Annotated in this window: 18 protein-coding genes and 5 tRNA genes; 16 read left to right on the top strand and 7 right to left on the bottom strand. The window is 70.1% G+C overall.

Features of this window, described 5'->3' with window-relative positions; all coding sequences use genetic code 11:
* Nucleotides 1-545 precede the first annotated feature (545 nt).
* The gene (locus AC0VYM_RS08915; protein ID WP_475460916.1) at nt 546-851 is read left to right on the top strand and encodes a PGPGW domain-containing protein; all 306 of its coding nucleotides are present in this window, start codon (nt 546-548) and stop codon (nt 849-851) included.
* A 147-nt stretch (nt 852-998) separates the two neighbouring features.
* Here the strand turns inward: AC0VYM_RS08915 and AC0VYM_RS08910 are convergent.
* Nucleotides 999-1072, bottom strand: a tRNA-Val gene (locus tag AC0VYM_RS08910).
* Between the two features lie 476 nt (nt 1073-1548).
* Here AC0VYM_RS08910 and AC0VYM_RS08905 point away from each other — a divergent pair.
* A complete protein-coding gene (locus tag AC0VYM_RS08905) occupies nt 1549-1971 on the top strand; it encodes an SsgA family sporulation/cell division regulator (protein WP_017546787.1) in 423 nt (140 codons plus the stop codon).
* Between the two features lie 67 nt (nt 1972-2038).
* Here AC0VYM_RS08905 and AC0VYM_RS08900 read toward each other — a convergent pair whose 3' ends face one another.
* Complete coding sequence (locus tag AC0VYM_RS08900) at nt 2039-2881, bottom strand: aminotransferase class IV (protein WP_475460914.1); 843 nt, start codon at nt 2879-2881, stop codon at nt 2039-2041.
* A gap of 358 nt (nt 2882-3239) precedes the next feature.
* On the opposite strand from AC0VYM_RS08900, the gene AC0VYM_RS08895 reads away from it, so the two are divergent.
* The 10 genes from AC0VYM_RS08895 (at nt 3240) to AC0VYM_RS08850 (ending at nt 10539) form a co-directional block, all read left to right on the top strand.
* Nucleotides 3240-3671 (top strand): roadblock/LC7 domain-containing protein, encoded by a 432-nt coding sequence (locus AC0VYM_RS08895; RefSeq protein WP_049567257.1) that lies wholly within the window; start codon nt 3240-3242, stop codon nt 3669-3671.
* 160 nt (nt 3672-3831) lie between these two features.
* A tRNA-Gly gene (locus AC0VYM_RS08890) sits at nt 3832-3904 on the top strand.
* 71 nt (nt 3905-3975) lie between these two features.
* Nucleotides 3976-4048: transfer RNA gene (locus tag AC0VYM_RS08885), tRNA-Gly, on the top strand.
* Between the two features lie 47 nt (nt 4049-4095).
* A tRNA-Cys gene (locus AC0VYM_RS08880) sits at nt 4096-4170 on the top strand.
* A 20-nt stretch (nt 4171-4190) separates the two neighbouring features.
* Nucleotides 4191-4264 (top strand) — tRNA-Val (locus AC0VYM_RS08875).
* Between the two features lie 501 nt (nt 4265-4765).
* Complete coding sequence (locus tag AC0VYM_RS08870) at nt 4766-5404, top strand: TetR/AcrR family transcriptional regulator (protein WP_475460911.1); 639 nt, start codon at nt 4766-4768, stop codon at nt 5402-5404.
* A 340-nt stretch (nt 5405-5744) separates the two neighbouring features.
* Complete coding sequence (locus AC0VYM_RS08865) at nt 5745-6941, top strand: oxygenase MpaB family protein (RefSeq protein ID WP_475460909.1); 1197 nt, start codon at nt 5745-5747, stop codon at nt 6939-6941.
* A gap of 1078 nt (nt 6942-8019) precedes the next feature.
* Complete coding sequence (locus AC0VYM_RS08860) at nt 8020-8301, top strand: hypothetical protein (RefSeq protein WP_475460907.1); 282 nt, start codon at nt 8020-8022, stop codon at nt 8299-8301.
* Nucleotides 8294-9346: a polyprenyl synthetase family protein gene (locus tag AC0VYM_RS08855; protein ID WP_475460905.1), complete on the top strand. Its 1053-nt coding sequence runs from the start codon at nt 8294-8296 to the stop codon at nt 9344-9346. Before AC0VYM_RS08860 ends, AC0VYM_RS08855 begins: the two co-directional genes overlap by 8 nt.
* 14 nt (nt 9347-9360) lie before the next feature.
* A complete protein-coding gene (locus tag AC0VYM_RS08850; protein WP_475460903.1) occupies nt 9361-10539 on the top strand; it encodes an oxygenase MpaB family protein in 1179 nt (392 codons plus the stop codon).
* A 365-nt stretch (nt 10540-10904) separates the two neighbouring features.
* On the opposite strand, the gene AC0VYM_RS08845 is transcribed toward AC0VYM_RS08850, so the two are convergent.
* Nucleotides 10905-12443 carry a sodium:solute symporter family protein gene (locus tag AC0VYM_RS08845; protein WP_475460901.1) on the bottom strand — a complete coding sequence of 513 codons (1539 nt, stop codon included), beginning with the start codon at nt 12441-12443 and terminating at the stop codon, nt 10905-10907.
* A 10-nt stretch (nt 12444-12453) separates the two neighbouring features.
* The gene (locus AC0VYM_RS08840; RefSeq protein WP_475460899.1) at nt 12454-12687 is read right to left on the bottom strand and encodes a hypothetical protein; all 234 of its coding nucleotides are present in this window, start codon (nt 12685-12687) and stop codon (nt 12454-12456) included.
* Nucleotides 12688-12945: 258 nt separating this feature from the next.
* Here AC0VYM_RS08840 and AC0VYM_RS08835 point away from each other — a divergent pair, with 258 nt between their 5' ends.
* Nucleotides 12946-13770, top strand: coding sequence for a S1 family peptidase (locus AC0VYM_RS08835; RefSeq protein WP_475460897.1), 825 nt, complete (start codon nt 12946-12948; stop codon nt 13768-13770).
* A 165-nt stretch (nt 13771-13935) separates the two neighbouring features.
* Here AC0VYM_RS08835 and AC0VYM_RS08830 read toward each other — a convergent pair whose 3' ends face one another.
* The 3 genes from AC0VYM_RS08830 to AC0VYM_RS08820 all read right to left on the bottom strand — a co-directional run bounded on the left by AC0VYM_RS08830 (nt 13936) and on the right by AC0VYM_RS08820 (nt 16771).
* Nucleotides 13936-15204, bottom strand: coding sequence for a glycosyltransferase (locus AC0VYM_RS08830; protein WP_475460895.1), 1269 nt, complete (start codon nt 15202-15204; stop codon nt 13936-13938).
* A gap of 2 nt (nt 15205-15206) precedes the next feature.
* A complete protein-coding gene (locus AC0VYM_RS08825; protein WP_475460893.1) occupies nt 15207-15821 on the bottom strand; it encodes a TetR/AcrR family transcriptional regulator in 615 nt (204 codons plus the stop codon).
* Between the two features lie 197 nt (nt 15822-16018).
* The gene (locus tag AC0VYM_RS08820) at nt 16019-16771 is read right to left on the bottom strand and encodes an IclR family transcriptional regulator (protein ID WP_475460892.1); all 753 of its coding nucleotides are present in this window, start codon (nt 16769-16771) and stop codon (nt 16019-16021) included.
* 214 nt (nt 16772-16985) lie between these two features.
* On the opposite strand from AC0VYM_RS08820, the gene AC0VYM_RS08815 reads away from it, so the two are divergent.
* The 3 genes from AC0VYM_RS08815 (at nt 16986) to AC0VYM_RS08805 (ending at nt 20033) form a co-directional block, all read left to right on the top strand.
* On the top strand, nt 16986-18341 hold the full coding sequence (locus AC0VYM_RS08815; protein ID WP_475460890.1) for an RraA family protein: 1356 nt from the start codon (nt 16986-16988) through the stop codon (nt 18339-18341).
* Between the two features lie 88 nt (nt 18342-18429).
* The gene (locus tag AC0VYM_RS08810) at nt 18430-19776 is read left to right on the top strand and encodes a TRAP transporter large permease subunit (RefSeq protein WP_475460888.1); all 1347 of its coding nucleotides are present in this window, start codon (nt 18430-18432) and stop codon (nt 19774-19776) included.
* Complete coding sequence (locus AC0VYM_RS08805; RefSeq protein ID WP_475460886.1) at nt 19773-20033, top strand: hypothetical protein; 261 nt, start codon at nt 19773-19775, stop codon at nt 20031-20033. Before AC0VYM_RS08810 ends, AC0VYM_RS08805 begins: the two co-directional genes overlap by 4 nt.
* The last annotated feature ends 16 nt before the right edge of the window (nt 20034-20049 follow it).

The raw sequence follows: 20049 nt of genomic DNA, 5'->3' as shown, positions 1-20049 counted from the left end.
GGATTTACGTCGATGTCGTGGACGCGAACCGGCCCGCGTGGGTACGGGGCCAGGTGTTTCGCACCCCCGATGCTATCGGCTCCGGGATGGGGGTGCTTCTGGTTGTCCACAGGCGGGCCGGGCCGATCCGTCGGGGCCGCCGGAACGAACACCACAGGGCGGAACAGTCGCGATTCGGTCGTGGAATTCGGCCGCCCCAACGGTCGCGGGCGAAGAGGTGACACGACCGCCGACCCGCGCTCTGACGAGGACGAACCCACGCACATCGGAAGGTTCTGTCATGGATCATCACGTTTTCAGGGGTTTCCCCACAGGCGTCGGAGGAACCATTGATCCGACCCGCGAGATCGGTGACAATCAGCAGACATCCGATCACGACGACCCAGTCCGACCCGAAAGCATCAGTCGCATCGACCGAATACTGTGAGCGCATGTCACCGAGCCCACCGAGCGGGCCACCGGCCCCGGAGACATCCCCCACTCGCCATGCCCGAGTACGACGGTGGAGGCGCCTGCGCGCACGGCTCCGCCTGTTCCGCAGACGCATGCACACCCACCCGGCCCTGCACCTGCCGTGGCGCCTCCTGGTCGGGACCGTGGGCACCGTCGTCATCCTGGCCGGGGTCGCCATGCTGGTCGTCCCCGGGCCCGGGATCGCCTCGATCCTCCTCGGACTCCTGATCCTCAGCACCGAGTTCCGCTGGGCGCACCGGCTGCTGAGGCCCGCGCGCGTGTGGGCCCGCCGGGGTGAGAAGTGGGCGCTGAGGACCAAGGAGCAGCTCCTCGAGCGCCACCGCGAGCGCAGGGCGGCCAGGGCCGCGCGCCGTGGGCGCGCCGCTCCCCCGGACTGACCCGAATGGGTGCGGACCTTTCCGGGACCGCACCACCTCCGAAACCCGCACGGGGACGCATACGCGCACGTTGCCCGAGCTTGACCCGACCAAAACAAAAAAAGAGGGGCCCGGTTCGTGCGATACGAACCGGGCCCCTCTGCACTGTGGGCGATACTGGACTCGAACCAGTGACCTCATCGGTGTGAACGATGCGCTCTAGCCAACTGAGCTAATCGCCCCTGTGTGCTGCCCTGTCGGGCCTCGTCGGCCTGACAAGAAAAACTCTAGCGCATCTCCGGGAGTGTTCGACGCACGCAAACCCGCCCAGCGGGCACAAAGTCGCGTGATCGAGGTCACATATGCTGGTCAACGGGTTCCCACGAGGCTCCCCCATCAGCCATGATCCCCGCAACGAGTAGGAGTTCCCGCCCCCGTGGCCCCTCCCGTCACGACCGCGGATCGACCTCCGCGTGACACGGGCCACTCATCATGGGGAAATCTTTGGTTTCCCCTGGTCATTACAGTGACGAAGGATCGTGGTGCCGCCAGGCGGCGCGCTGGCCCCGCTGGGCGGGCAGCGAGATCTCCGGTCCCACCGACCAAGAAAGTTTCCGTACTCACGTCATAGTCCGCGGACAGCCGCGTAGGAGCGAGTGAGGCGGCAACCGGCCCGCGCCCCAGGACTCTGGGCCGGACGAGAAAAGGTTTGGCGAACATGAACAGTAGCGACACCACTGCCACCGCCGAGCTGGGCCTGCGACTCGTGGTCCCGGAGCGCACCGCGGTTCCCCTGGTCGCGCGACTCGACTACAGCGCTGACGACCCGTACGCGATCCGCGTCGCGTTCCACACCGGCGAGGACAACCCCGTCGAGTGGATCTTCGCGCGCGAGCTCCTCACCGTGGGCATCGTCCGCCCCGTGGGTGAGGGCGACGTCCGCGTGTGGCCCTCCAAGGACGAGAGCGGCGACCGCTCGGTCAGCATCGCGCTGTCCTCGCCCTTCGGCCAGGCCGAGTTCGACACCCAGGTCTCACCGCTGGCGGAGTTCCTCCACCGCACCTACGAGATCGTCCCGGCGGGCCAGGAGGGCCAGTTCGTGGACCTCGACGAGGAGATCCAGCAGCACCTCCACTCCTAGGGCACGCCCGGGAGGATTCGGAACGAAGGGAGGACGGCGCCGGGGCGCCGTCCTCCTTCTCATGCCGTCACGGGTCGATGTCGGCCGCGGAGCGCTCCGCGAACACGGCCATCGCCTTCCTGGTGACCGGGCCCGGCTCCGCCGACACCCGCCGCCCGTCGATGTCGAGGATCGCCTGGACGTCACGTCCGGTGGAGGTCAGGAAGGCCTCGGTGATCTCGGGGAGCCGCTCCATGGGGACGTCCTCCTCGTCACCGCCGAACCACTCCAGGACCAGTTCGCGGGTGATGCCCGCCAGCGGACCGGCCGACAGCGGCGGGGTGACCAGCCTGTCGTCGAGCACCACGAAGACGTTGCTGCCGGTGCCCTCGCAGAGGTTGCCCGCGATGTTGCGGAAGACCGCCTCGCTCGCACCCCGTTCCCGCGCGTACGCGAGCGCGCGCACGTTGTCCGCGTAGGACGTGGTCTTCAGCCCGGCGAGAGCACCGAACTCGTTGCGCGGCCAGGGGGCCAGGGCCACCTTCGTCGAGGGGGAGATCCCGGGGAAGGGACCCAGCGCCACGATGGCGGTCTGTTCGCCCTCGCCCCGGTCCGACCCCAGCGGCCCGGCCCCGTCCGTGACGGTGATGCGCACCCGTGCGTCGGTCATCTCGGGGTTGGCGGCCACCGCCTGGGCGACGCCGTCGGCGATCAGCTCCAGGTCCGGCTCGTCCATGCCCAGCCCCTGAGCGGAGCGGGCGAGCCGCTTCAGGTGGCGGGTGAGCGCGAACGGCCTTCCGTTCTGCGCGCGCACCGTCTCGAAGACGCCGTCCCCGACGGTGATCCCGTGGTCGGCCACGGGGATCCGCGCGTCCTTCTCCTCCAGCACGGCGCCACGACCGTGACCGGCGCCCGCGATCCACACCCTCATACCAACCCCCACGTTCTCTGGGCCCCTGGTCGGGCCGGTGACACCCCGAATCCTGCCACTTCCGGGCCCCGTCCCGCCGGGGTGACGCCCTACCCGCCAGGGGGAGGCCTGGCAAGGCCTCTGTCCGGCACCGGCCGCCGGTCCGGTGGTTCAACGGGTTTTCACACGGTGTCCACGCAGGTCAGAGCCTCCGATCGTGGGCGGTGGACCACCCGGAAACGATGGCTTGTGCCGGACAGATAAGTTACGAATGACTATCATCTGGGCAACGCTTATGCGGGACCAGTGGCAGCGTCCTCCCCTGCCGGTACACGCGTGCCCCTCGCCCACGACCGCACCAGACACAGCGAAGAGAGACATGACCCCACCGAGCACCGCCCGCGGCGAACTCAGCTGGCTGCTGGACGACCTCCTCACCCGCGCCTCGGGCACCCAACACGCCATCGTCCTGTCCACGGACGGGCTCCTCATGGCCACCTCCAGCGGGCTCGACCGGCCCGCCGCCGAGCACCTCTCGGCGATCGCGTCCGGGCTGCACAGCCTCGCGGGGGGAGCCAGCAAGCAGTTCTCCGCCGGGAACATCCGTCAGAGCATCATCGAGATGGACCGGGCCTTCCTCTTCGTGGCCGCCGCGGGCGAGGGCGCCTGCATGGCCCTGATGTCGGACGCCGACAGCGACGTGGGCCTCATCGCCTACGAGATGAACAAGGTGATCGAGCGGGTCGGCCAGTACCTGTCCGCCCCTCCGCGACCCGACATGCCGTCCTCCCCCGCACACGTGGAGAAGTAGCTCCTGCCGCCGAGGCGGGCCGGTCCGGCCTGCCACGGCAGGGCGCGGAAGCCCCTGGGGGAACCGATTTCGCACTTCCCCGAATCTTCCGCTAGAGTTCTTAACGCAGCGAGGGACGCGGCACCGGGAAGCCCCGGAGGCCCGCCGACACACTCGCCGCGCGGACGTGGCTCAGCTGGTAGAGCATCACCTTGCCAAGGTGAGGGTCGCGGGTTCGAATCCCGTCGTCCGCTCGAGACGATTCGCCTTGCGCCTCCCCAGGTGGCACAATCGGATCGGGTTCGGGGCAACACCCCGGGCACACGCGGACGTGGCTCAGCTGGTAGAGCATCACCTTGCCAAGGTGAGGGTCGCGGGTTCGAATCCCGTCGTCCGCTCGGAGTAAGGCACGCATGGGTGCCACGCGGCTCCCCCGTGCTTGCATGCCGGAGTGGCCGAGTGGTTGAGGCAAGGGACTGCAAATCCCTGCACACGGGTTCGATTCCCGTCTCCGGCTCCACGCGCACCACATTTCCATAAGGGCGATTAGCTCAGTTGGCTAGAGCACTACCTCGACACGGTAGGGGTCACAGGTTCGAGTCCTGTATCGCCCACGAGTCGGCCCGCATGGTCGGTTGCTTCGCAACCTCCGTGCGGGCCGCACTGCTTTCTGGGGGCACCCCAGACCACCAGGTTGTCGGACCAGTTCAGGGCATGTACCGGAGAGATCCGGCGCATGTCCTTCGCTGTGTCCGACCGTCACTCGCGCGCCACACGGGCGGAGGTCCCGGACGTGTTCGGAGGCGACCGAAGCGCCCCCCGTCGGCTGGAGGGGTTCGGTGCGCGCCTCCCACTCCGGGAAGCGCTCACCAAGAGCGGCCGAGGGCGTGACCGCCCGCGACGTCCGGTTCCGAGGCATGACCGCGGCCGCGTGACCGCTGTACCGTTGGCGGGTGGCGACGCGATCCTCGCGGGACCGCCAACCGGAGCCGGATTCGCCGTTGAGGGCTTCCTCGGGCCGAGAGGCACGACCAGGGCGGCCATCAAGGGCATCGGCCGCCCGCACGGTACGTGGCGGGCGATGAGGTACCGGCGTGAGAAGAGGCGGATTTTCCATGAGTTCCAGAGGACGGACCCCACCACCCCGAGGACACAGCCGGGAGGCGCTGGTCGCCAGCGCGTCTGAGCTCTTCGCCCGCAAGCCCTACAACGACGTCTACATCAGCGACATCGCCAAGGAGGCGGGCGTCGCGCACGGACTCCTCTCGTACCACTTCAAGGGAAAACGCGGCCTGTATCTCGCGGTGCTGGAGACGGTGCTGGACGACATCGTGGAACTGCACCAACCACGCGCTGACGAGAAGACACGGGAACAGCGCGTTCGAGGACTGTACCGGCGGCAGATCGAGTACCGGCGCGACCACTTCCACACCGTGCTCGCCATGATGCGGGCGGGCGCCAATGATCCTGAGGTAGAAGCGTTGTACGAGCGCGGCCGCCGTGCCGCGTCCGATTTCACCCGTGACGTCCTGAGCCTGGAAGGCGAACCGCCGCCCCTGCTGCGCGTCGCGGTTCAGGGACTGGCCGGGCTGCTGGACGAGGCGACGCTCAACTGGCTCACCCATGGCTGCGACCTCGAGGTCGCGGAACTCGAACAGCTCGTCTACACCGCCACGGTGGCCGTACTGAGGTCCGTGCAGACGGTCTCCCCGGGCATCGCTCCCATCGTCGAGGAACTCAGCGTCACCGCCTGAGAACGTGCCGTTCGCGCGACGAGGCGCGAGAGACAGGCGTCGGGACGTGATCCAGCGCACAGGATCCTCCCGGCGCCGATATTGACTTGAATTCAAGTCAAGCTCAGTATGGGGGTGGCACCACCACTCGTCCCCGAGAGCGCCCCCTTCTCTCCCCCCACCACCGACCTCGCCGCACCGACGCCGCGCGGCATCCCCCGAGTCGGATTCGTTCCGCGACAACTCCAAGGTGCGGCCCGCGACGACCCACCCCCGCAGGACCATGGCGACCGCTGGTGGTCTGGAGGGTTCCGAAGCGCGGCGCCTCAGAGCCGACGACGACTGACTATGGAGTGGACTCATGACGCACCCCCCTCAGGACTCCGCCATCCCCGGCCGCGTGGTCAACCTGGACCAGGCACGTGAGAGGCACGGCGACCGGGCCGACCACATGCTGCGGCTCCTCGCGATGGGCGACCCGCTGGCGGACGCCGTCATCCTCGAACTCGACGCGCTCGGCAAAGAGGGGCGCGAGACGCTCAACGCCGGTCTCGCCGACGGTCTGGCGAGCCTGACCGAGTGCCCGCCCGCCATCACCGCGCTGCTGCGGCAACTGGAAACCCTGCCTGCCTGGTTGGACCCCGACATACTCCCGCGCGGCGACGTCTCCGCGCTGTCGATCCCGGGGCTGTGGTTCAAACTGTCGGCGATCACCTCCGCTCTGGTGCACACCTACTCCTCCCCCGCGATCGCCAAGCTGCTGACCCAGACCGGGAGACTGACTTCGATGGCTCCCCGGCGGCTGGTCGAGACCAGCATGTGGGCGGGACAGGCCACCATGCCCGGCGGGCTCCTGCGCGGCGCGCCCGGATACCAGGCCACCGCGCAGGTCCGGCTGCTGCACGCGCGGATGCGGTCCGGCGCCCTCAAGCGCGGGTGGGACACGGCCGAGTGGGCCCTTCCGATCAACCAGGTGGACGTCGCCCGCACGTGGCTGGACTTCACCCTGTCGAGCTTCGGCGCCATGGCCGCGCTCGGCATCGAGCTGACCGTGACCGAGCAGAACACCCTCTACCAGTACTGGCACTACATCGGGTACCTGTTGGGACTCGATGACGAGAGCTTCTACCTGGACGTCACCGACCACGACAGCGCCCGGGAACTGGCGCACCTTCTCGACCTGACCATCGGCGCGCCGGACGAGAACTCGCGTGCCCTGACCGCCGCCATGATCGAGGCCCAGGTAGGAGCCCTGGCCGCCGCACCCAGGCCCCTCATGTCGCGCGCCGAGCTGACCGACCTCGTCCACGGGATCCTCCGGCGCACCTTCGGCGACGAACTCGCCGAACAGCTCGGCATCCCCGAGTCGGCGGCGTCCCCGTTCCTCTCGTTGACCGTGCTGGCCAACGAGAACGCACGGCGCTGGCAGACCTTCAGCGCCGAGGCCAACGCGCGGGCCATCGACGAGAACATCGCGGCCCAGGTGGCGGCCGTCGAGTCGGCGGGCGGGTCCGACGGGCCCACCTACCAGCGGCACGCACGGACCGGTACGGCCTAGTCCCACCGCGTTCGGTGCGTCCTACGCATGGCGGGGCACCGCGTCGAGGTGGGCACCGCGTGTCCTCCATCCGTTGTGAACCGTCCCCACGAAGGAGGGATCGACATGAACCACACCGCCGCCCGAATCGGAGCGGTCCTCTATGTGATCTGGGGGGTCGTGCACATCGCCGCGGCCTACGAGATACTCCGGCTCGGCCAGTCCCTGGACCCGGGCATGGTGCAGGCGCGCGTCTACCAGGACTCCTGGAACATCCTGATGGGCGCTCTCGCCTCCGTCGCCGTCGGGGCCCATGAACTGGCGCAACTCCTGGACCGGTTACTGGATCAACCTCGTTCTGGTGTCCCTGCTCGATGTCGCCTACATCGCCTTCGTCGTCGTACCCGGTCACACCCCGCCGTGGCCCGGCCTGGTTGGCCCCGTCCTCTGGGTGCTCGCAGTGATCGCGTCCACCGTGGGTATCGTCAGCGCCCGTCGCGGGGCCTCGGCAGCTTCGACAGGCCCAGCGGATCACTAGACGGTGCGCGGAGGACCCGCTCGGGGCCGGACCCTACCCGCGCGAGTCCCGGTCCCGCGGCGGCCGTTTTCCGCGTCGGATTGTTCGACCAGGGCGCTCCTTCTTTCGCGCACGACCGGCGTGACGGTCGGCGGGGTTCTCCGCCTGGCTGCTCCCCATTGCCAGCCCCGCCCACACAACCCGCCGTTTATTCGAGAACCACCTCTTCTGTCCCCGTGTCGAGAGAACCCGAATCCGGGGACGTGGAGTCCGCCCTGCACAGCCCGGTCCCGGACTCCCGTGCCCCGACCCGCTGTTTCGGTCCGCACACGTCGACCTCCGAGGCACACGGTCGGACGCCGGACTTTATTCGGATTGTCCACTTCCTGCATATTCCGCACTTCTACCGAAAGCACCAAACCCGACCAGATCGCCGTATCGCATTGACAAAGGAGGCAATGACTCATGATGCTTGACAAGAAAGGACTCTGAACGGATATACCAACGCCCGGCCGGACGGCGCCGGGCACCCTCGTCCGATTCCTCCGCGGTCCTTCCCAGTCAACCGAAAGCAGGAATGCCGTGGCAGACACCGGTGACGGTGCGAGGTCCGACCATGTGGGCGAACCGGTGCTGATCGCGGCCGCGGTGGCCGACCTGGCGTTCACCGGTGTCGGCGCGGCTCTGGGGAGAGCGAGGGCGTTTCTGGGCCGGTCGGACCTGCTGGAGCTGGCACAGGACGGCCGGGAGGAACTGAGGGAGCGGGGCCGGCTGGCGTTGCGACGGTACGCCCCCGCGTCCGAGTCCCACCTGGAGCTGCTTGCCCGGCGGGCCGCGTCCCGGCCCGGGCAGGGCGATGTCTGAGGCCGAGGAGCAGTCCCTGCTCCGCGACCGGGTGGACGCCGCGTTGCGGGAGTTCACCCGGCAGGAGACGGAACGGCTCCTCGCCATCGACGCCGACCTGTCGCCGGTGGCCGAGCAGTTGGCCGTGGCGGTCGGCGGCGGCAAGCGTCTGCGCGCCGCGTTCTGTTACTGGGGTTGGCGCGCGGCCGGGCAGCCGGACAGCGATGCCCTGGTCAGGGCCGCCACGGCGATGGAGCTGGTGCACGCCGCGGCCGTCGTCCACGACGACCTCATCGACGAGAGCCGGATGCGGCACGGCGTGCCGAGCGCCCATGTGGCGCTGCGCGCCGCGTTCGCCGGTCGGGCGCGGCCCCATGCCGGGGGACGCGCCCTGGCCCTGCTGACCGGGGACCTGCTCATGTCGTGGGCCGCCCAACTGTTCCTCGACTGCGGCCTGCCCGCGGCCTATCTGTCCCGCGCACGCGTCCTGTGGGCGGTCATGGCCAGGGAGCTGATCGCCGGGGAGTGCCTGGAGGTCCTCCGCACCGGCTCCCCGCCCGACACCGGCAGATCGCTCCAGGTGATCCGTTACAAGACCGCCAAGTACACGGTCGAGCACCCCCTGCGCATCGGCGGCGCGCTGGCAGGAGCACCGGGCACCCTGATGGAGGCCTTCACCTCCTACGGGCTCCCCCTGGGTGAGGCGTTCCAGCTGCGCGACGACCTGCTGGGACTCTTCGGAGACCCGGAGATCACGGGCAAGTCGAACCTGGACGACGTCCGTGGCAACCGGCCGACCGTCCTGCTCGCCGAGACCTGGTCGGCGGCCACCGGGGCCGAACGCCGGGAGCTGCGCGGCCTGCTCGGCCGACGGGGCCTGGACGGCGAGGGCCTGTCGAGGGTGCGGGCGATCACGCGACGTACCGGGGCCCTCGACCGCGTCGAGGAGATGATCGTCCAGCGCGTCCGGACCGCGACCGCCGTGCTCACCCGAGCGGACCTGCCGGACGAGGCCGCCGCAGCCCTGTCCCACATGGTGGCCTCGGTCGCGTCCCGCCGTTTCTGACCCGAAGGAATGCCATGACCCACACACCACGGAACACGGACGCGCTACGGCTCCTGGGGGACGAACTCGCGGACGCGACGGTGAGGGAACTGTTCGAACGCGGGGAGGTCGGAAAGTTCAACACCCTGATGCGCCACTTCTCCACCGTCGGGCAGGACCTGCCCGACGGACTCCCGGACGTCGCCCGTGAGTACCTGCGCGCCACCTCCGCGCCGCCGACCTGGGTCGACTGGGGTGAGATGGAGAAGGCACGGTCGTTCTTCCTGGACAACAACGTGCACATCTCCACCGCACTGGCCTTCTCCGCGATGCCCGCCTGCTACGTCATCCCACACGTGGCCAGGCTGCTCAGTGCCACCCACGCCCTGGAGTACCCCTCGCGGCGCATGGCCGAGACCGGACAGTTCGCCGTCTACCTGATGCGGCCCGACGCCTTCGAGGCGGGGAGCCGATTCGTCCCCGCGGTCCAGAAGGTGCGGCTGCTGCACGCCTCCATCCGCTACCACATGAGCCGTGAGGGCCGTTGGGACGTGGCCGCGCTCGGCACCCCGATCTGTCAGGAGGACATGATCGGCGGCCAGATGATGTTCTCCCTCCAGGTGCTGGACGCGCTACACCGCCTCGGCATCCACATGTCGGTCGACGGTGCGGAGTCCTACTTCTACGTCTGGCGCGTCGTCGGTGAGATGCTCGGCATCAGTCCCGACCACGCCCCGGCGGACCTGGAGGAGGCCCGGAGGTTCTCCGACCTGTACATGGCCAGGTACATGGGCCCCTCCGAGGAGGGGGCACGGCTGACCCGCCAACTCATCGACCTCTATGAGGAGGTCGTCCCGGGGACCCTCCTCGACCCGGTGGTCGCCGCCCTCATCCGCTACCTCATCGGTGACACCTGCGCCGACTGGCTCCAGGTTCCGCGCACCGGTTGGGACACCGCCGTCAGGCTCTCTCCCGCGCTGCTCGGCGTCCTCGAGCGCATCGAGGACCGCTCTCCGCTGGGCGAGTGGGCCCTGGACCGGCTCGGCCACCTCACCACCCGGTTCGAACTGAGCTCCCTCACCCGTGGCCGGGTCATGCAGTACGCCATCCCCGAGCAGCTGAGGGACGAGTACGGTGTCGCCTCCCGGACCAGGCGGGCGGACCGCTGGGTCCCGCCGTCCCCGACACCGTGGACGGGTTCGGCCCGGCGCTGAACGCGGCGTGGAGGCTCAGGGGGCGGTCGGACCGTCGGCGTGGTCTGTGACGACGCCCGTCGGTGCGGGCTCGGGCGGAGGCGGGTTCCCTTGGGAGCCCGCCTCCGTCGTTTCCGGGGTGGCCTTCGGGTCCTCCAGATGACCGAGGGGTGGCCCCGCCTGGCCCACGTGGTCCCGCCGCCCACGTCCGGTCCGATCCTGGCCCGCGTCTTCCCTCCGGAGCAGCCGGGCGGGTGGAGCGGACCGAGCGTGACAGGCGGCCCGGCTCTCCGGTCCACCCCGTGTTCCGCTGAACGACCTCCGAGCGGGTCGCGCCGGTCCCGACGCGGGTCAGGGCCAGGGCTCGTCTCACGCGCGGGTCAGCCTCAGGGCGACCCGTCCACGACCTCCTCTCCGGCGTCCTCGACGGGTCGCCCTCCGGAGGAGGGTTCGGCGGGTTGGGGGGCGGGGCGCGGGGTCACCAGCAGGGAGCCGAGCACCGCGACCGCGGTGTTCACGGCCAGACCGACGACCCCCGCGTGCACGCCGTACAGCGTGGGGACGCCCGCCAGCGCCATGCCGCCGGAGATCAGCGCACCGACGACCATGCCGTGCAGGACGGGACCGGCCGCCATCCGCTTCCAGTACAGGCCGACGATGAACGCCGGGGCGATCTGGATCAGCAGCTCGAACTTGAGCACGAAGATGTTGACCAGGAGCGTGGGCGGGTTCCAGGCCAGCACCAGCAGACCGCTGAGCGCGACGACACCCCCGAGCTTGCCCGCCAGCAGGACGGTCTTCTCGGCCGCGCCCGGAGCGAGGTGCTCCCGCACGATGTCCTTGGAGATGATGGAGGAGAAGGAGAGCAGGACCGAGTCGGCCGTGGACACGATCGCCGCGACCACGCCCCCGAACAACAGGATCATCAGTACGTAGAAGAATGGGTTGATCCCGGCGACGTCGTTGGCGATCATGCCGACGATCTGCTCGGACTCGGCGTCCGAGAGCCCCGGGTAGAGCCGGATGGCGATGATGCCGACCACGAAGACGAGCGCCGTGGTGATGAGGGGCATCCAGGCCATCCGGGCCAGCGAGCCCCGCAGGGTCGCCGCGCTCTCCGCCGCGTAGACGCGCTGGATCGCGTGCGGGTAGACGGCGGCCCCGATACCGACGAGCAGGAGCATCGACAGCCAGCTCACCGATCCCTCTCGCGTCGGGGTCGCCGCCTTGTCGGGTTCGGCCGTCACGACGTGGGCGAACGCCTCACCCAGCCCACCACCGACCAGGTAGAGCCCTCCCGCGACCAGAACCAGCACCCCCAGCAGCAGGGCGCCTCCCTGCATCACGTCGGTGAAGGCCACCGCGCGCATCCCGCCGAGCCAGGAGTAGGCCAGCATGACGATCACGAAGGCGAGCATGGCCACCTGGTAGGGCACCGTGCCGCCGGTGAGACCGGCGATGCCGTGCCCCATGGCCACGAGCTGTTCCAGCAGGAAGTTGCCCAGGGCCCACAGCATGAGCAGGGCGGCGACGAGGCTCACCGCGGGTGAGCCGAACCGGTGGCGCAGCCAGTCGGTGGGGGTGATGAACCCGTGCTCGCGCGCGACGCGGTGCAGGCGCGGGGCGAAGAGCAGGTAGCCCGCGATGACGACGGTCATGAACATGACCGACTGCCACCACGCGAACCCCGTCCGGTAGGCGGACGGCGCGTAGCCGATGATGTTGTTTCCGCTGTACTGCGTGGCGTACAGGGTGAAGAAGAGCACGAGGACGCCGAGGTTGCGTCCCGCGAGGTAGTAACTCTGCATGTCGTCGCGAACGCCCCTGCGGCCGCGACTGACCCAGAACCCGATGGCGAGCATCATGGCCGCGTAGGCACTCAGGACGATGATGCCGGGAGCCCCGGCGAAGGTCAGCTGGTCCATGTCGTCCCCCTCACTCCTCGTCCCGGCTTCCCCACTGGGTCCTACACACCCAGCTGAGGTAGCCGCACAGGACGACCGAGCCGACCACTGAGACGAGCATCCACAGGGGCACGCCCAGGACGAGCGGATGGACCGTTCCGGGCGGCCAGTACCAGGGGACCGACACGAGGACGATGGCGCCGAGAACGATCCAGATCCACGGCTTGCGGACCGGTTCCCGATCGTGGGGGGACGAGGGGTTCACTCTGCTCCTTCGGTGGTCGTTGACCTGTGCGGTTCCCCCGTACGCGGATCTGATGCACGATCGGCCCCGTGTTGCCCCGTGTTCGGCGTGCCGCGCCAGCGTTCGTCTTCGCCTACGGGCGTCCCCCGTCTCCCGTTCCGTGACGGACGTTGCGTCCGTGTGTCGGAAAGCGGAGACGTTTCCGCAACGCGCTCTCCCCTTGACTCCGACAGGTGCGGCCGACCGGCCCCACACCGTCTGGAGTCAGGGAGTCACCCCTTGCGCAAGTCCATGGGCCGTCAGGCGGCCATCTGCCTCGCGGGCGTCGCGGCGATCGGCGCCGTCCTCACCGCGGCGTCACCGGCGGCGGCGATCGTCGGCGGAACCCCCGTCGCGGACGGGCAGCTGCCCTTCGTCGCGAAGATCGAACTGCGGGAGCCGGACGGGACCTGGTCACACGTGTGCGGCGGTTCGTTGGTCGACAGCCGGGTCGTCGCCACGGCCTCGCACTGCCTGCCCGTCGACCCCCAGGACGAGATCCGGCTCGTCCTGGGCCGGACCGACGCGAACACCACCACGGGGACGGTGGTGAACGACGACCGCTTCTCCGCCTACCTCCACCCCTCCTTCACCGGACAGACCAACACCGACCTCGGCCTCGTCGTGCTCGACGAGGAGCTCCGGTACGACACCGCGGCCCTCCCCCGTCCGAACACACGACCGCTGCCCGGGGAACACCTCCAGGCCGCGGGCTGGGGAAGCACCGACGCCCAGTCCCCGGTCAAGTCGAGCCGGCTGCTCGGCGTGACGCTCCCGGTCACCGAATTCGACACGGAGGGAGGCATCGGGGACGAGGAGTTCCTCTGCGCGGGCACTCGGGAGAAGCGGGTCACGCACGGGGACAGCGGGGGGCCGCTGTACTCCGTGAGCGGCTCAGGCGAGGCCGTGGTGCACGGACTCGTGACCGGGGAGACGAGCACCTGTTACGGGCTCTTCACCAACCTGGCCGATCCGACCGTCTGGGGGCCGTTCCGGGAGCCGCTCGCCTCCCACGGCCTCTCCCACGTCCTGCCGTCGGCCGAGCCCGCTGGCGGCGAGGGCTGACGGAACTCTAATGCCCCGGAGGCCCGTACCAGGACGGTGCGGGCCTCCCCGTGTCCGCAGCCGGACCCGGAGCCCGTCACCATCGCCTCCGTGCGAAACCACGTGACCGCGGCCTGGTCGAGGATGGGAGGTGCTGTGGGGGTGTGGACGTGGGCTCGTGTCGCTTCACCCGACCTCCCGCTCCAGGATTCGGGTCGCCGTGACCGTCCCGTCCTCGGCCGACACCAGCCGCCCCAGGTCCTCGGCGCGTGCGGCGATTCCCGGTTCGGTGAGCGCGCCGGACAGCGCCGCGGCCAGGGCCTCCTCGGTCAGCCGTCCGCCGTTCACCGGGGCGGGGGCCGCCCCGGATTCGTGGACGCGGTCGGCCCAGAACGGCTGGTCACCCCAGAAGGGGCACACGACCTGGGGGCGCCCCGCGGCGGCCGCGGCCCCCGTCGTCCCGGCCCCCGCGTGGTGGACGACCACCGAACAGCGCGGGAACAGGCGTTCGTGCGGTGCGCGGTCGATGACCAGGAGATCGTCTCCGCTCGGGACCGCGTCGATACCGCCTCCCCCGACGGCCACGACCGCCCTCGTTCCCACGCGTCGCACGGCCGCCGCGATCAGGCGTCCCGTCGCGGCGGGATCGGCGGTGGGCAGGCTGCTGAACCCGACGAACACCGGAGGGTCACCGGCGGTCAGGAACGCCTCCAGCTCCGCCGACGCCTCCCACTCCCGGTCCGACGGAAGGGTCCAGAAGCCGGTGGTCCGCACCGACGCGGGGTAGCGGGCCCGCGCGGGCAGCAGGTTCCGGCTGAAAGCGTGGAGGACGGTGGCGTGGGTGCCGTCGGGCCGCCGTAGCGGGTCGTGGCGGCCGGGCCTGGCCGGGAGCCCCAGGCTCGCGCGGAGCCGGTCCGCGAGTCGGCGCTGGCCGCGCAGCGCCAGGGCGGTCATCCGGTAGCTCACCGGGATCAGGGCGTCGGGCACCCACCGGGGCCAGGGAACCCCGGGTGCGGGGAAGGCCCGGGTGGGCACCCAGGAGGGTTGCAGGGCCACGGGGACCGAGGGCACCCCCAGGTGTTCGGCGATGTGGGCTCCCGGCATGCCGGGGACGTGCACGACGACGTCGGCGCCCAGGTCGGCGGTCGCGGCCATGTCGGCGTACACCTGTCGCATGCGCGGCGTGATCTCGCGCAGCAGCGCCACCGTCTGGGCCGCGCCACGCGGGCCGCGCAGCCCCGTCTCCATCACCCCCTTCATCTCCGGATCGTCCATGAGGGCGTTGGGCCCGTCGTCCACCGGGTGGTAGGGCACGCCGTGCTCGGCGGCGAGCCAGGCGTAGGACCTCGGGCCCGCGACGGTGGCGGAGTGCCCGGCGGCGTTCAGGCCGAGGGCCAGGGCGAGGAAGGGTTGGACGTCCCCACGGGTGCCGTGGGTGAGCAGGAGGGCACGCACGTCTACCCCTTCCGGGCGGCCAGGCCGCGCGCGACGATGTCCACGAGCAGGTCCAGGGTCTGCGCGTAGGAGTCCGGGGCCGCCAGCCGTCGGGCGTTCACGGGCAGCAGCATGACGACCTGGAGTACGCCGATGACGGCGGGTGCGGGGGCCGCGATCAGGTCACCGCTGTCCAGGCGGTCGGTGACGAAGGCGTTGAGGGCGTTCACCGGGTTGTCGGGGGACCCCGTCAGGCGTTCGGGGTCGGCCCTGCGGGAGACCGCGTCCATCTCCTCGGGGTGCGTGACGAGCCGCCGGTACAGGGGGTCGGTGTCCAGAACCTCCAGGGTGGCGCGCAGGAAGCGGCGCAGCGCCTCCTCCGTGTCGGCGGTCGACTCCAGGGCGTCGTCAATGACCCTGCGCCTGACCTCGGCCGTCCGGAGCAGCATCAACTCCAGGTAGAGGGACTCCTTGGAGTCGAAGAACACGTAGAAGCTGCTCTTGGCGATGCCGACGGGGGCGACGAGTTCCTCCAGCGAGGTCTTGCGCAGCCCCCGTGTGGTGAAGAGCTCGCGGCCCGAGTCCAGCAGCGACCGGGTGATGCGGTCCTTCTCGTGTGGTGGAAACGCGGGTGGCACGTCGGTCCCCTCGGGTCGTCCTCCTGGTCATGAACATAAAAACATTCTGTACTTTTGTTTTCAAGAGGCCCTGGAGGCGGAGCGGGAATCGGAACTGAACCGAGATCCCTTCGATCCCGGCCAGCGGGTCGGGACGCGGACGTCCCCTACCGCCGTGAAGGCCCGCATCGCCCAGGAACGACCAACTCGCGGTCGGTTCAGATGCGCGCGCCGATGGCGGCGGCCCCCCGTGACAGCTCGGGCAACCAGGTGAGCAGCTTCTCCGCGCTGGTGACGTCGGTCGTCGTCACCAGGTTGATCGCCCCGGCGAGTGCCTTGTCGGCGTCGTACACCGGCACGCTCAGACTCAGCGCGCCCAGTTCCCGCTCGGACTCCGCGAGGTAGTAGCCGTCCTCACGCACTCCCCGGACGTCCGCCATCAGGTCCCGCTCCCCCTGGACCCGCCCTGAGGCCAGGGAGATCTCCGGGAAGCGGCGCACGTAGTCCTCGATCTCCTCGTCCGGCCAGGCGGCGAGCAGCACCTTCCCGCCGCCGACGTCGAGCGGCACCCGACGCCCGATCGGGAACTGGTAGCGGAGGGGGTCCGCTCCGCTGACGCGTGCGATGAGGATGCGCTCGTCCCCGGAGCGGACGTACACGGAGGAGGTCAGCCGCGTGGTCGCGGAGAGCTCGGTGAGCACCGGCGTCGCGATCGTGCTCACGCGGTCGTTGACCACGAAGCCGTGCGCCAGCCCCAACACCACCGGCCCGAGCGAGTACCCCAGGCGGCCCTGCTGGACGTAGCCGCGCCGCACGAGCTGGTTCACCGTCCGCTGGGTGGTGGCCAGGTGCAGGTCGGCCTCCCGGGCGATGTCGCTCAGCCTCAGCGGACCGCGCGCGCGTTCCAGGCATTCGAGCACGTCCAGCGCACGGTCGAGCGTGCGCCCCTGGTTCCCGCCTCCGGCGCCCATGCTCGCCTCGCCACTCCCTCGCTCGCGTTCCCTCGGAAAACTTTCCTCGCCCCCGGCCGGTGACCTCGGGGCCCGCCGGACACGGCGATCCAGCTCGCCGTCGCCCCCTCCAAGGTAGCGGAGAGGTTTCCGGCAGGTTGACACCGGAGAGAGCCGCAGGTCACACTCGCTATCAATCAACAAGAGAAACTATCACTCAATGATAGCTGGTGGAATGATGAAGGTAGCCGTCCTGGGACTGGGCGAAGCCGGCGCGATCTTCGCGGAGGCCTTCGCCGCCGCCGGTTGGCAGGCCGTCGGCTTCGATCCCGCGAGCACGGTACGGACGCCCGAGGGCGTCGACCGCGCCTCCTCGACCGCGGAGGCGGTGGCCGGAGCGGACGTCGTCCTGAGCCTGGCGACGGCCGCCCACGCGGTCTCCGTCGCCCGCGAAGCCGTGTCCGCGCTGCGAAACGACGCCGTCTACATCGACCTCAACGCGGCCTCGCCGCAGGTCAAGACGGATGTGGCTCGTACCATCGATGGCGCGGCCCGCGTGGTCGACGGGGCCCTCATCGGTTCCGTCGTCAAGTTCGGGCCGAAGGTCAACATCCTCCTCGCCGGACCCGCCGCCGAGGAGGCCGCCCGGGCGCTGGGAGCCGTGGGTTCGGACGCCGAGCCGATCGGCGGGACCGTGGGCGCCGCGTCGGGGCGCAAGCTGCTGCGCAGCGTGTTCATGAAGGGGCTGGGGGCACTGATCACCGAGGCCCTGGACGCCGGAACCGCGGCGGGCGAGGAGGAGTGGATGCGTGAGCAGGTGGCCGCCGCCCTCAGCGACGGACCCGCCGCGGTTCAGCGGCTGGACCACGGGACACGGCTGCACGCCGTGCGGCGCTCCCAGGAACTGGACGCCAGCATCGCCCTGTTGAACGAACTCCGGGTGGAGGCCCCCGTGAGCACGGGCGCGGCCGACCGTCACCGGTACCTGGCGCGCGTGACAGAACAGCCCGACGAAGGGCTGATCGACGCCTACGCGACGATCCCCACCGCCGCCATCGGGGACGCGCGGGACCGGCTCGGCTTCCTGTCCTCCAGGATCAGGCCCGTCTGGGCCGGGGCGCGGCTGTCGGGGCGCGCTCTGACGGTGCAGACGCGGCCCGGTGACAACCGCGCGCTGCACCAGGCGCTGACCGTCGCGCGCCCCGGCGACGTGCTGGTCGTGGACGGAGGGGGCGACGACTCCCGAGCGCTGTTGGGAGAGCTCATCGCCGAACGCGCCATCAACAGGGGAGTGCGCGGGATGGTGATCGACGGCGCGGTCCGGGACGCCGACGAACTGCGCGAACTCGGCTTCCCCGTCTGGTCCGCCGGGATCTCCCCGGCGGGCCCCTACAAGGACGGACCCGGCCACGTCGGTCGCACCATCGCGGTGGGCGGCGCGGTCTGTTCCCCAGGAGACATCGTGGTGGCCGACGGGGACGGCGTGTTCGTCGTGCCCCGCCTGGAGGCCGAGCGGACGCTCGGCGCCGCCCGGCTCGTCCTCTCCGACGAGGCCGAGCGCCGTGAGGCCATCCGGAGGGAACGCGCGTGAGGTCCCCCTCCCCCACCCGGTCGCTCCCCCGGAGTGACACCCCGCCCGTCCGCGGGCACCAGAGCTCCCCTCCACCGAAAGTCGACCCATGCCGATCGCGCTACTAGCCCTCGCGGCGTTCATCGCCGTGATCATCGTGTGGAACGTCGTGTTCAAGCGGAACATGGGCGAGGCCATGCTGCTCGGACTCGTCGTCACCGCCCTGTTCGCCGGAACGCGGGCACCGGCGTACCTCCTGGGCGGGCTGGCCGACGCCCTCACCCACGATGTGCTCTACGCGGCCCTGGCCTTCGTGTTCATGGCCTACCTCATCGACACCACGGGGCTGATCCAGAAGATCCTGGCCATCCTCAACTCCGCGTTCGGGCGCGTTCGCGGCGGTCCCGCGTTCATCGACACGGCCGGTTCGGCGGTCTTCGGGGCGCTGTCCGGGTCCAACTCCGCGAACACCGCCTCCAGCGGATCCTTCACCGGGCCCTGGATGGTGCGCACCGGCTGGACCCCCACCCGGGCGGCCACCGTGCTCGCCGGAAACGGCGGAATGGGCGCGGCCCTGCCGCCCAGTGCCTCGATGGTCATCATGATCGGCTTCGCCGGGGGGATGGTCACCACCGGCCAGGTGTACCTGGGTCTCCTGATCGCCGGGCTGTACCAGATCCTGTTGCGCATCGGTCTGATCACGTACTTCGTCCGCCGTGACGGGGTCCCCAAGGTGGACGAGCACGACCTGGTGCCGATGCGCACGTCGCTGCGTCAGGGTGCCGGTGCGCTGACGATCTTCCTCGGCGCGCTCATCCCGATCGCCGTCACCGTGGGTCCCCTGGCCACCTACCTGACCGAGTCCACGCCGCTGGGCGACGCGGTCGGCGACATCTCACTGCTGACCTGGATCCCCATCCTCATCATTGGCTTCTCGCTCCTCGCCGGACGGGACCGTCTCCCACGGACGGTGCGCGACTGGTCCCGTCTGCTGGACGGCGCCCTGCCGAAGTTCGCGACCATCGGGGCCCTGCTGTTCTTCGCGATCGCCGCGAGCGAGATCCTGGGGCGGCTGGGTCTCGCGGAGGACGTCAACGTCATCCTGGAGTCCCTGCCCGTCGGTTCCACGGTGATGGTGGTGGTCGTCGGCCTGGTGGTCACCCTGGTCGCCGGTCCGCTCTCGTCCACGGCCACCCTGACGGCGGTCGGTCAGATCTCCTTGCTCGCGCTGGTCGGGGTGGGGGTCGACCCGCTCCTCGCGATCATCGCGATCCTGGTGTTCGCCTCCACCGAGGGGGCCTCCCCTCCCGCCTCCGGCTCGATCTTCGTCGCCGCGGGCCTGACCGGGGCGCGGCCGGAGAGCACCTTCCTGCCGCTCATCGTCTACTACATGATCCCGATCTTCCTGATCGGCTGTCTGATCGGTTGGGGCGTCCTTCCGATCCCGGGGGTATGACCGTGCTCGCTCTCAAGTCCCGAACCTTCGGCGTGGTCCGCGCGCTGTTCAAGATCGGTCTCGTCTGCTGCCTGGCGCTCGGAGCGCTCCTGGTCCTGGGACAGATGGCCGGAGTCCTGCTCCAGCGTCCGGACTGGGTGACCGGCGCCTCCGACCTGCTGTTCGTCCCGAGCGTCGGCGCGGCGGCGGCCTTCGGTGTCCTCGGCTTCATCGGCAACTACCTCACGCCGGAGGGGCCGGAGCCCGAGGAAGACTGAGGTCGCGGAACGGCGG

This window comes from Nocardiopsis sp. iso_237 (assembly GCF_056173345.1).
Note: the sequence above shows the minus strand (reverse complement) of the source record. Positions and strands in the feature narration are given on the sequence as shown.

Coding starts and splice junctions, on each gene's coding strand:
- AC0VYM_RS08915 (WP_475460916.1), top strand. CDS start 546: ATGCACACCCACCCGGCCCTGCACCTGCCGTGGCGCCTCCTGGTCGGG.
- AC0VYM_RS08905 (WP_017546787.1), top strand. CDS start 1,549: ATGAACAGTAGCGACACCACTGCCACCGCCGAGCTGGGCCTGCGACTC.
- AC0VYM_RS08900 (WP_475460914.1), bottom strand. CDS start 2,881: ATGAGGGTGTGGATCGCGGGCGCCGGTCACGGTCGTGGCGCCGTGCTG.
- AC0VYM_RS08895 (WP_049567257.1), top strand. CDS start 3,240: ATGACCCCACCGAGCACCGCCCGCGGCGAACTCAGCTGGCTGCTGGAC.
- AC0VYM_RS08870 (WP_475460911.1), top strand. CDS start 4,766: ATGAGTTCCAGAGGACGGACCCCACCACCCCGAGGACACAGCCGGGAG.
- AC0VYM_RS08865 (WP_475460909.1), top strand. CDS start 5,745: ATGACGCACCCCCCTCAGGACTCCGCCATCCCCGGCCGCGTGGTCAAC.
- AC0VYM_RS08855 (WP_475460905.1), top strand. CDS start 8,294: ATGTCTGAGGCCGAGGAGCAGTCCCTGCTCCGCGACCGGGTGGACGCC.
- AC0VYM_RS08850 (WP_475460903.1), top strand. CDS start 9,361: ATGACCCACACACCACGGAACACGGACGCGCTACGGCTCCTGGGGGAC.
- AC0VYM_RS08845 (WP_475460901.1), bottom strand. CDS start 12,443: ATGGACCAGCTGACCTTCGCCGGGGCTCCCGGCATCATCGTCCTGAGT.
- AC0VYM_RS08820 (WP_475460892.1), bottom strand. CDS start 16,771: ATGGGCGCCGGAGGCGGGAACCAGGGGCGCACGCTCGACCGTGCGCTG.
- AC0VYM_RS08815 (WP_475460890.1), top strand. CDS start 16,986: ATGATGAAGGTAGCCGTCCTGGGACTGGGCGAAGCCGGCGCGATCTTC.
- AC0VYM_RS08810 (WP_475460888.1), top strand. CDS start 18,430: ATGCCGATCGCGCTACTAGCCCTCGCGGCGTTCATCGCCGTGATCATC.
- AC0VYM_RS08805 (WP_475460886.1), top strand. CDS start 19,773: ATGACCGTGCTCGCTCTCAAGTCCCGAACCTTCGGCGTGGTCCGCGCG.